The sequence below is a fragment of the Paraburkholderia sp. SIMBA_053 genome, assembly GCF_046534895.1.
Classification (GTDB): Bacteria; Pseudomonadota; Gammaproteobacteria; order Burkholderiales; family Burkholderiaceae; genus Paraburkholderia; species Paraburkholderia caledonica.
This window is the reverse complement of the sequence record NZ_JAWRXU010000012.1, coordinates 1-13,917: the sequence shown is the minus strand read 5'-3', so window position 1 is coordinate 13,917 and position 13,917 is coordinate 1. Positions and strand designations below refer to the sequence as shown.

Annotated in this window: 12 protein-coding genes; 6 read left to right on the top strand and 6 right to left on the bottom strand. The window is 63.9% G+C overall.

Features of this window, described 5'->3' with window-relative positions; genetic code table 11:
- Position 1 precedes the first annotated feature (1 nt).
- From SB753_RS26975 to hutG, 4 genes are all read left to right on the top strand, one after another.
- Positions 2–682: a HutD family protein gene (locus tag SB753_RS26975; RefSeq protein ID WP_410802755.1), complete on the top strand. Its 681-nt coding sequence runs from the start codon at positions 2–4 to the stop codon at positions 680–682.
- Positions 683–766: 84 nt separating this feature from the next.
- Positions 767–1,996, top strand: a complete 1,230-nt coding sequence (gene hutI / locus SB753_RS26970) for an imidazolonepropionase (RefSeq protein WP_408171838.1) — start codon at positions 767–769, stop codon at positions 1,994–1,996.
- A gap of 15 nt (positions 1,997–2,011) precedes the next feature.
- Positions 2,012–3,409 (top strand): formimidoylglutamate deiminase, encoded by a 1,398-nt coding sequence (locus tag SB753_RS26965; RefSeq protein WP_410802753.1) that lies wholly within the window; start codon positions 2,012–2,014, stop codon positions 3,407–3,409.
- A 66-nt stretch (positions 3,410–3,475) separates the two neighbouring features.
- Complete coding sequence (hutG, locus tag SB753_RS26960; protein WP_410802751.1) at positions 3,476–4,288, top strand: N-formylglutamate deformylase; 813 nt, start codon at positions 3,476–3,478, stop codon at positions 4,286–4,288.
- 323 nt (positions 4,289–4,611) lie between these two features.
- Here hutG and SB753_RS26955 read toward each other — a convergent pair whose 3' ends face one another.
- On the bottom strand, positions 4,612–4,752 hold the full coding sequence (locus SB753_RS26955) for a hypothetical protein (protein ID WP_164701943.1): 141 nt from the start codon (positions 4,750–4,752) through the stop codon (positions 4,612–4,614).
- A 308-nt stretch (positions 4,753–5,060) separates the two neighbouring features.
- On the opposite strand from SB753_RS26955, the gene SB753_RS26950 reads away from it, so the two are divergent.
- Together SB753_RS26950 and SB753_RS26945 are read left to right on the top strand one after the other, a co-directional pair.
- Positions 5,061–5,726: a hypothetical protein gene (locus tag SB753_RS26950; RefSeq protein WP_020069878.1), complete on the top strand. Its 666-nt coding sequence runs from the start codon at positions 5,061–5,063 to the stop codon at positions 5,724–5,726.
- Positions 5,727–5,757: 31 nt separating this feature from the next.
- On the top strand, positions 5,758–7,677 hold the full coding sequence (locus SB753_RS26945; RefSeq protein WP_410802749.1) for a DUF3857 domain-containing transglutaminase family protein: 1,920 nt from the start codon (positions 5,758–5,760) through the stop codon (positions 7,675–7,677).
- A gap of 8 nt (positions 7,678–7,685) precedes the next feature.
- Here the strand turns inward: SB753_RS26945 and SB753_RS26940 are convergent, their stop codons facing one another.
- The 5 genes from SB753_RS26940 to glgC form a co-directional block, all read right to left on the bottom strand.
- Positions 7,686–8,837, bottom strand: a complete 1,152-nt coding sequence (locus SB753_RS26940) for a branched-chain amino acid ABC transporter substrate-binding protein (RefSeq protein ID WP_410802747.1) — start codon at positions 8,835–8,837, stop codon at positions 7,686–7,688.
- A gap of 412 nt (positions 8,838–9,249) precedes the next feature.
- Positions 9,250–9,711, bottom strand: a complete 462-nt coding sequence (locus SB753_RS26935; RefSeq protein ID WP_020069875.1) for a hypothetical protein — start codon at positions 9,709–9,711, stop codon at positions 9,250–9,252.
- A 156-nt stretch (positions 9,712–9,867) separates the two neighbouring features.
- The gene (gene pdxY, locus SB753_RS26930) at positions 9,868–10,734 is read right to left on the bottom strand and encodes a pyridoxal kinase PdxY (protein WP_087753139.1); all 867 of its coding nucleotides are present in this window, start codon (positions 10,732–10,734) and stop codon (positions 9,868–9,870) included.
- 263 nt (positions 10,735–10,997) lie between these two features.
- Positions 10,998–12,458: a glycogen synthase GlgA gene (gene glgA, locus SB753_RS26925; RefSeq protein ID WP_410802745.1), complete on the bottom strand. Its 1,461-nt coding sequence runs from the start codon at positions 12,456–12,458 to the stop codon at positions 10,998–11,000.
- A gap of 103 nt (positions 12,459–12,561) precedes the next feature.
- Positions 12,562–13,827 carry a glucose-1-phosphate adenylyltransferase gene (glgC, locus tag SB753_RS26920; protein ID WP_020069872.1) on the bottom strand — a complete coding sequence of 422 codons (1,266 nt, stop codon included), beginning with the start codon at positions 13,825–13,827 and terminating at the stop codon, positions 12,562–12,564.
- Positions 13,828–13,917 lie beyond the last annotated feature (90 nt).

The window sequence follows — 13,917 nt, the reverse complement described above, 5'->3', positions numbered from 1 at the left end:
CATGACGTTTGCGGGCAGCACAGGCGCTGTGGAAAGCGGCTCCGCGCGCGGCGTTACATTGATCCGCGGTGCGGAGCTCGTAGCCGTACCGTGGAAAAACGGCGGCGGGCTCACACGCGAAGTCGTGGCGTTTCCTGCGGATGCGGGGCTCGACACGTTCGTGTGGCGCGTGAGTGTGGCGGATGTCGCGCAAGCGGGGCCGTTCTCACGATTCGCGGGCATCGATCGCACGCTCGTGTTGTTGTCCGGCGCGGGCATGTTGCTCGACGAGACCCAACCGGACGACACGGTGAAGACTCACGCGCTGACCCGGCCGCTCGATATCGCGCGCTTCAGTGGTGAGACGGCGATCGACGCGCGGCTTGTCGACGGTGCGACGCGCGACTTCAATCTGATGGTGCGTCGCGACTCGGCGCAGGGCGAGCTGGCAGTGTGGCGCGCGGCCCCGCACGAGACGCAGCCCGAACGGAGTTTGTCCGCCGACGTCGTGCTGCTTTACTGCGCGAATGGGCCGCTTGCCGTCACATTGGGCAATGCACACGATGATGCAAACCGTAATGCGCACCCGCAGTGGCTGCAAACCGGCGACGCGTTGCGCATCGACACGCCGAGCGCGTTGCGATGCAACCTGGAAGGCACGGGCGCGCTGCTCGCCGTCAGCATCCGCTACACGCAACGATGACCATGGTTCGCGCGTGCGTGACGTAGCACGGCAGCGCATGCGCGGGGACCTCCTTACACACGCAACGAGCTGCAAGAGCACGCGATGAAGCAAACCGTCTGGCATCAACTGAACTTGTGCCCTCAGGGCGATCCCGAACACACGCTGCGCGATGCCGCGATCGCGGTTGAAAACGGCAACATCGTGTGGCTCGGCGCTGCCGCCAGTTTGCCTGCGGAATACGCGGGGTGGCCGCGCGAAAATCTGCACGGCGCATGGGTGACGCCGGGGCTCGTCGATTGCCACACGCATCTCGTGTACGGCGGGCAGCGTGCCGATGAATTCGCGCAGCGCCTCGCGGGCGTCAGCTATGAAGAGATCGCGCGGCAGGGCGGCGGCATCGTGTCCACGGTGCGCGCAACGCGTGCCGCGACCGAAGACGAGTTGTTCCGGCAATCGGCCGCGCGACTCGAACCGTTGCTGGCCGAAGGCGTGACGACGGTCGAAATCAAATCCGGTTACGGACTGGATCTGGACAGCGAGCGCAAGATGTTACGCGTCGCGCGCCAGCTGGGCGAACGCTATCCGGTGACGGTCTACACCACGTTCCTTGGCGCGCACGCATTGCCGCCCGAATTCGCAGGCCGCGCCGACGCGTATATCGACGAAGTCTGCAACACCATGCTGCCCGCGCTCGCAGACGAAGGTCTGATCGATGCGGTCGATGTGTTTTGCGAGCGCATCGGCTTTTCGCTCGAACAAAGCGAGCGCGTGTTCAATGCCGCCGCGCGCTACAAACTGCCGGTGAAAATGCACGCGGAGCAGTTGTCCAACGGCGGCGGCACGGCCCTCGCGGCGCGTCATCGGGCGCTGTCCGCGGATCACCTGGAGTTTCTCGACGAAGCCGGCGTCGCGGCAATGAAAGAAGCCGGCACGGTGGCCGTGTTGCTGCCGGGCGCGTACTACTTCATTCGCGAGACGCAGCTGCCGCCGCTCGATCTGCTCCGGCGTTACGAGGTGCCGATTGCAATTTCCACTGACAGTAATCCCGGCACTTCACCCACCACCTCGTTGCTGCTGATGATGAACATGGCGAGCACGCTGTTCCGCATGACCGTGCCTGAAGTACTGAAGGGCGTGACGTCGCATGCGGCGCGCGCGCTCGGCAAGGCGGACAGGCACGGCTCGCTCGAAGTGGGCCGCGCGGCCGACTTCGCGGTATGGTCGGTCGATTCGCTCGCGGAATTGGCTTACTGGATAGGGCGTCCGTTGTGCGCGCGGGTCGTGCGCGCGGGCGAGACGGTTTATCGTCCTTCTACACGCGATGCGAACTGAGCCGGGACCTGAGAGATGACACAAGCAAAACAATCGCTATTCGCGGAGCACGCGTACCTGCCGGGCGGCTGGCGCCGCGACGTTCTGCTGGAATGGGACGTCGACGGAAACCTGACGACGGTCGAGCCCGACACACGCGACGTGCCTGCATCAGTGGCCAGAGCGGCGGGTCCGATAATGCCTGGCATGCCGAATCTTCATTCGCATGCGTTCCAGCGCGCAATGGCCGGCTTGACCGAATATCGCGCGTCATCGGCTACAGGCGCCACCGACAACTTCTGGAGCTGGCGCGATCTGATGTATCGCTTTGCCGCGCGTATCTCACCCGAGGGCCTGGCCAGCGTCGCACAATGGCTCTACATCGAAATGCTGAAGGCGGGCTACACGTCGGTGTGCGAGTTCCATTACGTGCATCACACGCCGGACGGCGGGCGGTATGGCAACCCGGCGGAACTCGCGCAACGCGTGGTGGATGCAGCATCGGCGAGCGGCATCGGTATGACGATGTTGCCGGTGTTGTATCAATACAGCGGCTTTGGCGCGCGCGCGCCGCGCGACGACCAGCGGCGCTTCATCAATACGCCTGCCAGCCTGCTCGAACTGCTCGGCGCATTGCGCGCCGCGCGGCCTGAAAATGCGGCACTGCGCTACGGTGTGGCGCCGCACTCGTTGCGCGCCGTCTCCGAGCAATCGTTGCGCGAACTGCTCGGCGGGCTGGACGGCAGTGCGCCGGTTCACATCCATATCGCCGAACAGACTGCCGAAGTCGACGCGTGCGTGGAAACAGAGGGCGCGCGTCCGGTCCAATGGCTGCTGGATCGTTTCGACGTCGACAGCCGATGGTGCCTCGTGCACGCCACGCATGTCGATGCCAACGAGACGCTTGCGCTCGCGAGGAGCGGCGCGGTGGCCGGTTTGTGTCTGACCACCGAAGCGAATCTTGGCGACGGCCTTTTCCCCGCGCAAGAATATCTCGACGCGAAAGGGCGCATCGGCGTCGGCTCGGACAGTCATATCGGCGTGGACTGGCGCGCAGAATTGCGTCTGCTCGAATACGGGCAGCGTTTGACGCGCCGGCAGCGCAACGTGCTCGCGTCCGCGCAAACGCCGTATGTGGCAGATCGTCTTTTCGATGCGGCGCTCGAAGGCGGCGCGCAGGCAACGGGCCGCGCGACAGGCGCATTGCAAGTGGGTCATCGCGCGGACTGGCTGGTGCTCGACCCGAACCATGCGAGCATTGCCGAGCATGCGCCGAGCGCGTGGCTCTCGGGCGTTGTATTCTGCGAGCACGGCGAGACGCCCATTCGCGATGTGTACGCAGGCGGCGAGAAGGTGGTCGACAATCGCCGGCATCGCGACGAAGAGGGCGCTTACGCGCGCTATCGCGTGGCGCTCGCCGACCTGCTGAAATGACGTAAAGCAGCGCATCGTGCATTACGTGGCTGCGTCACTGCAAAGATCCTGCGAAAGAGAACTGACATGACTGCTTCGAATACTCCGCCGGTTTTCACGCTGCATCGAGGAAGCCTGCCGTTGCTGATCTCGATCCCGCATGTAGGCACCGAAATCCCCGCCGACATCGCCGGAACGATGACGCCCGTAGCGTTTCGCACCGACGATTGCGACTGGCATCTCGACCGGCTCTATGCGTTCGCGAAACGCATGGGCGCGTCGATTCTCATGCCCACTTACGCGCGCTATGTGATCGACCTGAACCGTCCGCCCGACGGAGCGAACCTCTATCCGGGCCAGGACACAACGGGACTATTGCCCGTCGATACCTTCGACAAGGAGCCGTTGTACCTGGAAGGTCATCTGCCGGACGAGGCCGAAGTGGCCCGCCGTCGCGACGCTTACTGGGTGCCGTATCACGACGCCCTGGCGGGCGAACTTGCCGCGCTCAAAGCTCGCCATGGCAAGGTGCTGCTATGGGAGGCGCATTCGATCCGCTCGCATGTGCCGCGCTTCTTTGACGGACGCTTGCCGGACTTCAATTTCGGCACCTCGAACGGCGCAAGCGCGGTGGCGGGTTTGGGCGAGGAACTGGCGGCTGTCGTCGAGCGACATGGCGGCTACTCGGCTGTCGCTAATGGGCGCTTCAAGGGCGGCTACATCACGCGGCATTACGGCCAGCCTTCGCAAGGGGTGCACGCGGTGCAGTTGGAGTTGTCCCAGATCACCTATATGCAGGAACAACCGCCGTACGCGTACGACGAAGCGCTTGCAGCGAAGGTCGAGCCGCTGCTCGAGCAACTGGTCGCAACGGCATCGGAGTGCGTCAAGGCCGGTTGACCGCGGCGTCTCACTTGCAGGCCTGATGTTTTACCCTACTTCATCCATCATTTCCACGCGGTTCGCGGAGTTGCGCTTAAGCCTCGCGCAGCTTCCCCGCGTCGGCCCAGACCGCGAAGGTGTAACAGCGTGTGTCCGCGATTGCGCGCCGCGCCTTTCGCGCACAACGTATGGCGTTATGGCGTCCGCATCTGACGAATCACTGTGCGCCGTGCGAATCCGTCGATAAAAAAAGCCCCGCAAGTAGCGGGGCTTTGCGATGCGCGCGACGCGATGCGAGGCGTTCGCGGCGGCCGTCGTGTCCCTCGATGTGAGGGCAACGATTAGCGGCAGTGGCGTTCCCAGTGATGATGCACGCGCACCTTATGGCACACCTGGTGGTGGTGATGCTCATAAGCTTGTGCGGGAGCGATTGCGCTGAGAGCAGCGGCGGCTGCGGCAATGGCCAGAACAATTTTCTTCATTACAAAACCCTTAATCAATGTTGGGAAACTCGCGGTGCAGCACGACCTATGCCGCACGGTTTGCAAGCATGCCACATCGGCGCGCGCCGAGCAGGAACGTCGTCCCGATGCAACGTGTCGAACAGCGCGGTGAAGGCTAAAGAACGATGTGCATTGACGTTGAGCGATGCGAGCCGGGTCGATTCACGGCTCCGTGTGCGATCGCGTGCGCCGCTTGCCAGTGAGGCCGTGCAACGGCTACCCTTTCAAAACGATGACGCTCGCAATGGCGTCGTCTTTACATCGGGCAAAAGATGGAAGACCCAGCGATGGAAGATTCCGACGAATTGCTGCTCCCGGTCTGGCGCGCGAATCTCGTGCTGTTGACGCGCGAGGTCGGCGCGGCCAGTCGTCTCGCGCGCATGATGACTTTCTCCGCGAGCTACCTGAAGTTGATGTTGTCCGGCCAGCGCGAATTCAGCGAGGAGTTCGTACGTGGCATAGAAGCGGTGACGGGTCTGCCGAATGGCTGGATGAACACGCCGCATACCGAAGCCGAGATCCCGCCCAACGCGCGCGAGGCGATCGACAATGAACAGCCCCTCGCGCGGTTTCGCGGCACCGCGCATCCCGTGCGGAAGAAGACGGTGCTGCGTCCGCCTGAACCGATTTTCGGCCAGGCGTCGCCTGCCAGACGCATCGAAGACGAAAGCATCGACGCTGAAGCGCATCGACGCCAGGCGTATTTTCGCAAGGTCCGTGAACTCGCGGTGCAAGAAGTTCGCCGTTTCGAGCGGCACATCGTGCATGCGCCGGTTGAACTCGCGTCGTTGCGATCGAGAGTGGAAGACGTGATTGCCGCCGCGGATGCGGACGATCCGATCCAGGCCGATCTTGCGGGGCGGCTCGAGCAGATCGAGAAGCATCGGCATCTGCTGCTCAGGCATGTCGAGAGATTGCAGGCTCTGCTCGGCCAACTCGGTGAAGGCGATTGATGATTGATTGGCGGCGCGGGGAACATTGTTGATGATGCGCTACCGGGCGTGCCTGCACATCGCCGCCGCGCTCGCCTTGTGCGCGGCGGCCGCTACCGCTTTTGCCGCAGACACGCGATCGGACCCATCCGGCGACGACCGTGCGCCTTACACCACTGAGCGCGACGTTCATCTCTTCACGATCCAGAAAGACGGCTCGATCGAAGAACACGACGACAGCGTGCTGCGTGCGAACACGACGAGCGGCGTGGACGACATCGCGCAACGCTATGTGTGGTTCAACAAGGACATCGAGCAGGTGCAACTGCTCGCGGCCGAGACGATCGACGCCGACGGCGCGACGCACGCGGTCGGTCCAGAAGCGATCCGCGATATTCAGGAGCCGCGCTCGGCGGGCGCGCCGAGCTTTCAGGACGGCGTGTTGCGCACCGTGATTTTTCCCGGCGTCGAGCCCGGCTCGCGCGTGCATCTCACGTTTCGCAAGACGCGCGCAAAGCCGTTGCAGGCGGGTACGTTCGCCTACCTCGTAGAGCCGACGAGCGAACCCGTCGAGGAACAGCGCCTGATCTTCGATCTTCCCGCCGACGTGCCGCTCTATGCCGACGCGCGTGGCTATACCGCGTTGCCGCCGGTCACGGCGAACGGCCGCACGCGCTACGAATTCGACTACCGGCACGGATTGTATGCGCGGCTCGAAGCGGGCGCCGTCGGCTACGCGAATTGGGGCGATCGTCTGATGGTGTCGACCGTGCCCGACTTCGCGAGCTTCGCCGCACGTTACGGGGGACCCGCGGCCGACGCCACCTTCAACGATCCGTCCATCGTGCAGCTTGCACAGTCGCTCACCGCGCGTGCGGCCGATCCCCGCGAGAAGGCGCACATCCTTTACGACTGGGTACGCATGAATATTCGCTACGTCGCGCTTTTTCTGGGCGAGACGGCGGCGATTCCGCACAAGGCGGCTGACATCCTGCGTAACCGTTATGGCGACTGCAAGGATCACGTCGCGCTTTACAGCGCGTTGCTGGCCGCCGTCGGCATCCGCAGCGAGGCCGTCCTGCTCAATCTCGGGCCGTACTACAGCTTGCCGGACGTGCCGGGCTATGGCGCGAGCGCGATCAATCATGCGATCGTCTGGATTCCTGATCTTTCGCTGTACGCGGACACGACGGCGGGCGGCGTGGGCTTCGGTTATCTGCCGGCGGCGGCGATGGACAGGCCGGTGCTGCTGGTCGGCGAGGGCGTGCTTTCGCGCACGCCGGCCACTCAGGTGCGCGAGCGGCGCGCGCGCGTGCAGATCGACGTCGACGAAAACGGCACTGCCGACTACGCGTACCGGGCGGAAGACGCGGGCTTTACTGCGGAGATCGAACGCAATGTCTTTCGACGCGCTTCGCGTCAGCGCACGCAACAGATTGCCGCCAACCGTCTGTTGCAGACCGGCCTGCATGGCACCGCGCAGTTACGTACCGGCGAAGTTGCGGTGACCGACGGGCCGTTCGCGACGTGGATGCAAGGCAAGGTCGAGCATTTCGTATGGACCGACGGCACCACGGCGATGCCGACGCTTACGAGCTTCTCGGGCGGCATGGGCTCGCAGGTGCAGGCGTGGCTCGCTGAGCCGGTGCGCACGCAGCCGTGGGCATGCATTGGCGGAGACTTTGACGAGACACTGGAAATCACGCTGCCGCGCTTCGCAAACCTGACCGACACGCCCGCCGACACCGACGTGCAGAACCGGTTTATGACCTTCTCGTCGCGCTATGTGTTCGACCGCGAGGCACGCGTGCTGCAGATCAGGCGGCAACTGCACGCCGCCTTCGGACACCAGATGTGCTCCCCCGCAGAGTTTGCCCTGATCAAAGACGATCTCGTGCGCATCGAGCGCGACCTCGACGCGCAAATCGTCGTCAAGGCCGCGAAGCTTGCGGGGGGCGTAAGCGCGAAGTAGCGCCGCGCTCAGGAGCCGCTCTTGGTCACGATCGGAACCCACGTGCCGTTCTTGACCTGATAGAGCGTCGACGCGCCGCTTTTCAGCGCGCCGGTGTTGTCGAACGAGATCCTGCCGGTCACGCCTTCGAAGTCGATTGCCTTGAGAACCGGCCGGTAATCGGCGGGCGAGGTCGATTTGGCCTGCTGCATGGCCTTGATCGCGGCCCACGCTCCGTCGTAGCCGAACGGCGCATACGACAGGATCTCGCCGCCAAAGCGCTTCTTGAACTTCGCGGAGAAGTCCTTGCCGCCCGGCAGTTGCGCGAGCGGACGGCCGTATTCCCAGGCCATCACGCCTTCGGCCGCGTCGCCGGCAAGCTTGATGAACTCCGGATCCTCCACGCCGCCGCCGCCCACCAGTTGCGCCGTCACGCCGAGTTGCTTCATGCGCCTCGCGAAGCCCGCGGCCTGCGTGTCGAGGCCGCCGAAGAAGATCAGGTCCGCGTTCGCCGCCTTGATCTTGGTGATCTGCGTGCTGAAGTCGACTGCGTGATTGTCGGTGTATTCGCGCGCGACGATGTTGCCGCCATGTGCCTTGACTGCCTTCTCGAACTCGTCGGCTTCGCCTTGGCCAAATGCGGTGCGGTCGTCGATGATCGCAATGCGTTTCGCCTTCGACACCTCGACCGCGTAGACGCCTGCGTTGCCGGCATTTTGCGCGTCCGTGGAAATCACCATGAAGGTGTTTGCAAAGCCTCGGCCGGTAATGATCGGGTTCGTCGCGGCGGGGTCGATGACCGGAATGCCGGCCTGCTCATAAACCTGCGAGGCGGGAATCGTCGTGCCCGAGTTGAAGTGGCCGACCACCACCGAAACGCCCGCATCCACCAGTTTCTGCGCGACCTGCACGCCGATGCGAGGGTCCGCCTGGTCGTCCTGCGAGACGATCTGGAACTGCGCAACCTTGTCGCCGATCTTGATTTTCTGCGCGTTGGCTTCCTCGATAGCGAGCCGGACTCCGTTCTCGAGATCCTTGCCGTAGCCGGCATTGGCCCCGGTCATCGGCGCGGCGAAACCGATCTTCACAGGCAGGTCGTCGGCGAAACTGGCGAGCGGCGCGGCTGCGATCATGGCGCCAACGAACAGAGCAAGCGGTTTGAGCGTGTTGTTAAAACTCATGGTCTCTCCTTACTTCGACAGTTCCAGGTTATGAAAGCGGCAAGGCTGTGATGTGTGTCCGGCTTGCAACGAGAGACTAAAGAGGATGGCTCGCGATACACAATGCTGGAATACGCGCACTCGGGTTTGCACGCCGGTCATGTGGCGCGAATATAGAAAGCCAATATGCCGCCGTCTTGGCAGTTCGCTGCGCTTTGGATGAGAATTTCGGCATAAGCCGCGCGCGTGCGGACGGGGCGCGTGACGCGCGGCAGGGCGGGGGTGCGGATTACCGCACATGCTTAAGAGACGTAGGGGAAACGTTTAGGGCATGTGCGGGCGTGGTGCCGCGTGTGGGCGGCATGCGGCGGCGGTGAGTAAAGACAGACTCAACGCAATGCAACGCTTGTTGCGTCGAGCGGTGGGCCCGGCTCTAGCGCTCGCCTTGCTGGCGCAGCACTTCTTCGCGCAGACGCAGCAGGGGCGCCTTGGTTTCGTCGTCAGCCCATGTGTCGAGATCGTCGATCGCGCGCTGGCAGCCGTCGAGCACAAGGTCGAGATCCACTGGCACGCCGTTGTTCAGTGCGAACTCAATGGTCTCGGCAAACTGCTCGCACTCGTCTTCGCCATAGGAGATGTCGAGGTTGTCGGCGATCACTTCGGCGATGTTGCTGCGCGCCTTGTCGTCGGGTGTCACCATGTCGATGATGCCGCGCGCCACGGCTGGCGAGTAGTAAAGCGCGATGTCGAGCCACTGCGTGGGATCGAAGTCGGCCTGGTCGAACTGGTTCTCGAAGAACTCGATGGCTTCCTGTTCGTGCACCTCGTCCGCGTCGACGCTGATACACAACTGCTCGAAATACTCTTCCCGCTCGCTGCGGATATAACCGTCCATCGATGCCTCGTCTGCTGAATGCCGGTGCCTGAAAAAGTTGCTGCGCGCGTGAGGTGTTGCTTCGCGCACGCGGCACGCATTATAGGACGACCGGCAGGCCGCCAAGGTTCCGTGCGGCGCAAAGCATCGCGTTGCCGCCTGCGGCAAGCGCAGCGCCTATGCGGTCTCCGCCACCCATGCGTCGAACCACTCGCGGGGTTGCGCGATTTCGTTTTGCGCAGCCACCAGTTCGAGCTCGTAGCGCCCGGCTTGCCAGGTCAGCTTGACGACGGCGTTGACCGCCGCGAGCGTGTGCTCGAACGCCGCGCGAATCGTATCGCCCAGCAGCGTGCGAGCGACGAACACCGCGCTCGTCAGATCGCCGACGCCGACCGGTTGCCGCGCGAACGGATAGAGCGGGCGCTGGCACATCCACGCCTCGCGTTCGGTCACCACCAGCATGTTGAAACGATCGGCGGGACTGTTGCGGTCGAGCAGATGTTTGACCAGCACGAGCTTCGGCCCGCGCGCGATGATCTCGCGGCACGCGGTGACGGCTTCTTCGAGCGTCTCGATCTCGCGGCCAACGAGCCGCTGCAACTCGGTATGGTTCGGCGCCATGGCGTCGGCCATCTCCGGCATGGTGTTCACGAGGAATTCCTGGATGCCCGGCTCGACCTTGCAGCCGCTCGTCGCACCCATCACCGGATCGCAGAAGTACCACGCGCGCGGATTCGCGGCCTTTACGGCCTTGACGATCTCCAGTACCGATTGCGCCTGTTCCGGCGTGCCGAGGTAACCCGAGAGCACGGCGTCGCAGCGCGGCAGCATGCCGATGGCGCCGATGCCTTCGGCGAGCTCTTCCATCTGCGCGGCATTGATCGCCGTGCCGGTCCAATGGCCGTACTGCGTGTGGTTCGAGAACTGCACGGTGTTCAGCGGCCACACGTTCACGCCAAGCCTACGCATCGGGAAGACGGCGGCGCTGTTGCCCGCGTGCCCGAAAACGACATGTGACTGAATGCTCAGAACGTTCTTCGTCATGGTATGGCTCGCGCAGTCGTTCGTGCGCGATCGGTGAAAACGGGAGGGATGCGCGGCGACGGTGCCTCGGCATGAGCCGAATGCCGCGCGCGCAGGACTGCTTCAGACGCTGCAAGAATAATGCACGGTCTGCATTGTCAGGAAACAATACATGAGTTTGACGCGGGGCAGTTGATCCGTCCCCGTGTTGTTGCGCCGAACCATCACCAAAGATGCGCGGCGCCGCGCTGTTTGCGGCCCGGCCGGTTCAGGCAGGCACTGCCTCAGCAAAGCTCGCGATACAGCGCCAGGTAACGGTCTGCGGAAGCGCCCCAGCCGAAGTCCTGGCGCATCGCGCGCCGCTGCGCCGCTTTCCATTCGGTGCGCCGGCCATAGAGCGCGAACGCCCGGCGAATCGCGGCGGTGAGCCCGCGTGGCTGGAAGTGCTCGAAGACGAAACCGGTGGCGAGATCTTCGGCGAGATTTTCGAGCGATGCGTCCACCACGGTGTCCGCGAGACCGCCGACGCAATGCACGAGCGGCAGCGAACCGTAGGCGAGCGCGTAAAGCTGCGTCAGCCCGCAGGGCTCGAAACGCGATGGCACGGCGACCACGTCGCTGCCCGCGATGATCGTATGCGCTAGCTTTTCGTCGAAGCCAAGCTCCACCGCGACCGAATCGGGATGCGTCTGCGCGACACGTTTCAGGCCGTTCTCGAGCGCCGGGTCGCCGGTGCCGAATACGACCAGCTGGCCGCCGCGTTTGACGATTTCCGGCACGGTTTCGAGCAGCAGGTCGAGGCCTTTTTGCTCGGTGAGGCGGCTCACCACGCCGAACAGCAGCGCGTCGGATTTCTGCGCGAGACCGAAGCGTTTTTGCAACGCCTCCTTGCATGCCAGTTTCCCGGCGAGCCGCGTGGAGGTGTAGCGATTCTCGAGGAGCGCGTCACTCGCCGGGTTCCACACCGTATAGTCGACGCCGTTCAGAATGCCGGACAGGTCGTGCGAGCGGTTGCGTAAAAGAGCGTCGAGTCCGCCGCCTTGAGCCAGCGTCTGAATTTCGCGGGCGTACGTGGGGCTTACGGTCGTGATGCGGTCGCTGTAGTAAAGCCCCGCCTTCAGAAACGACAGCTGCCCATAGAATTCGACGCCATACATGCTGAAAAAATCGTCGGGCAGGCCGAGCTGGCCGAACTGATGCGCGGGGAAAACGCCTTGATACGCGAGGTTGTGCACCGTAAAGACGCTGCGCGCGAGCGCCCGGCCATGCTGCCTTTCGGCGGCTTTCAGATAGGCGGCGGCGAGTCCCGCATGCCAGTCGTGTGCGTGGACGATCTGCGGCGACCAGGCCGGATCGAGCTGTTGCGCGAATTGCGCGGCGACCCAGCCGAGCAGCGCGAAACGCTGCGCGTTGTCGCCGTATGGCACGTGCTCGTCGTTCAGATAGGGGTTGCCGGGCCGGTCATATAGCGTGGCCGCACGGATCGTGTAGACGATCAGTCCGTTCGACGGCAGCGTTCCCTGTTCGAGGGTGACGCCCGGCGCACCGAAACGGCTGCCAAGCTGGGCGACCGGCCGCACGTCGTGCAAGCCGGCAACCACCGACGGGAAGCCGGGCAGCAGCACGCGGACATCGGCGCCGCGCTCGACCAGCGCGGACGGCAACGCGCCCGCGACGTCGGCGAGACCGCCTGTTTTCAGGAGGGGATACAGCTCGCTTGCGACGTGCAGGGCGCGAATCGTCATAGGCTAAATTGGATTCCTTGATTGATGGTCGGGGAGTGCTCGCACTGCTGGCCGCGCGCCGCGCCGGGTGAAGCTACGGCAAGCGGCACGCAGCCGGTCGGACTCAGGTCGCTTCCTGCCGCAGCGATTCGGGCGTGACGAGCACGACGCCGTCGTCGGTGCGATAAAAACGCTCGGCGTCGGCCACCGGATCTTCGCCGATCACCGTGCCGTCCGGGATCGCGCAGCCGCGGTCCACCACCACTTTCTGCAGGCGGCAACTCGCGCCGACCGTGACCTGCGGCAACAAGACTGCCTCATTGATGTTACAGAACGAACTCACTTTCACATTCGACGACAACACCGAGCGCGAAATCTGCGAACCCGAGATCACACAGCCGCCGCATGCGAGCAGATTGTTGCCGGAACCTTGCAGACCCTTCAGGTCCCGCACGAACTTGGCGGGCGGCAGCTGTTCCTGATACGTCCAGATCGGCCAGCTGCGGTCATAGAGGTCGAGCGTCGGAATCGTGGACGCGAGATCGAGGTTGGCGGCCCAATAGGCGTCGATGGTGCCGACGTCGCGCCAGTACGGCTCCACATTCGGGTCCGACGATACGCACGACATGCCGAACGGATGTGCGATCGCCGTGCCTTGCGTGACGACGCGCGGCAGGATGTCCTTGCCGAAGTCGTGATCCGTATCGACGGTCGAGATGTTTTCCTCCAGCAGCGAGTACAGGTAGTCCGCATTGAACACGTAAATGCCCATGCTCGCCAATGCGGTGTCCGGGCGGCCAGGTATTGCGGGCGGGTCGGCGGGTTTTTCCACGAAGCCGACCACGCGACGGTTTTCGTCGACGGCCATGACGCCGAAGGCCACCGCGTCCATGCGCGGCACCTCGATGCAGCCGACCGTGCAATCCGCGCCGCTATCGGCGTGATCCGCGATCATGCGCGTGTAGTCCATCTTATAGATGTGGTCGCCCGCCAGCACGACCACGTACTTGGGGCGGATGGAGCGAATGATGTCGAGGTTCTGGAACACGGCGTCGGCGGTGCCGCGATACCAGTGCGCGCCTTCCACACGCTGCTGCGCGGGCCACAGGTCGATGAATTCGCCGAACTCGCCGCGCAGAAAGCTCCAGCCGCGCTGCAGGTGGCGCAATAGCGAGTGGGCCTTGTACTGTGTGACGACAGCGATACGCCGGATGCCTGAGTTCAGGCAGTTCGACAGTGCGAAGTCGATGATCCTGTACTTACCGCCGAAGTGCACGGCGGGTTTGACGCGTTTGTTGGTGAGCGGTCCGAGCCGCGTGCCTCGTCCGCCGGCGAGGACGATGGCGAGGGTGGTGCGTTGAAGGTCGTTCAGCCGTGCCGGAGTATCCATGTCCGTCTCCTTTGTCGACCGGACTTGGCGCTTTAGCGCTTAGTCCGGTCCCATGCAGTTTTATCGCGGTCGACCGGACTTGGCGCTTTA

Excerpts from the sequence above, each read along its gene's own strand:
- hutG (WP_410802751.1), top strand. The coding sequence starts at position 3,476 with ATGACTGCTTCGAATACTCCGCCGGTTTTCACGCTGCATCGAGGAAGC.
- glgA (WP_410802745.1), bottom strand. The coding sequence starts at position 12,458 with ATGACGATTCGCGCCCTGCACGTCGCAAGCGAGCTGTATCCCCTCCTG.
- hutI (WP_408171838.1), top strand. The coding sequence starts at position 767 with ATGAAGCAAACCGTCTGGCATCAACTGAACTTGTGCCCTCAGGGCGAT.
- SB753_RS26950 (WP_020069878.1), top strand. The coding sequence starts at position 5,061 with ATGGAAGATTCCGACGAATTGCTGCTCCCGGTCTGGCGCGCGAATCTC.
- SB753_RS26955 (WP_164701943.1), bottom strand. The coding sequence starts at position 4,752 with ATGAAGAAAATTGTTCTGGCCATTGCCGCAGCCGCCGCTGCTCTCAGC.
- SB753_RS26965 (WP_410802753.1), top strand. The coding sequence starts at position 2,012 with ATGACACAAGCAAAACAATCGCTATTCGCGGAGCACGCGTACCTGCCG.
- SB753_RS26945 (WP_410802749.1), top strand. The coding sequence starts at position 5,758 with ATGATGCGCTACCGGGCGTGCCTGCACATCGCCGCCGCGCTCGCCTTG.
- SB753_RS26935 (WP_020069875.1), bottom strand. The coding sequence starts at position 9,711 with ATGGACGGTTATATCCGCAGCGAGCGGGAAGAGTATTTCGAGCAGTTG.
- SB753_RS26975 (WP_410802755.1), top strand. The coding sequence starts at position 2 with ATGACGTTTGCGGGCAGCACAGGCGCTGTGGAAAGCGGCTCCGCGCGC.
- glgC (WP_020069872.1), bottom strand. The coding sequence starts at position 13,827 with ATGGATACTCCGGCACGGCTGAACGACCTTCAACGCACCACCCTCGCC.
- pdxY (WP_087753139.1), bottom strand. The coding sequence starts at position 10,734 with ATGACGAAGAACGTTCTGAGCATTCAGTCACATGTCGTTTTCGGGCAC.
- SB753_RS26940 (WP_410802747.1), bottom strand. The coding sequence starts at position 8,837 with ATGAGTTTTAACAACACGCTCAAACCGCTTGCTCTGTTCGTTGGCGCC.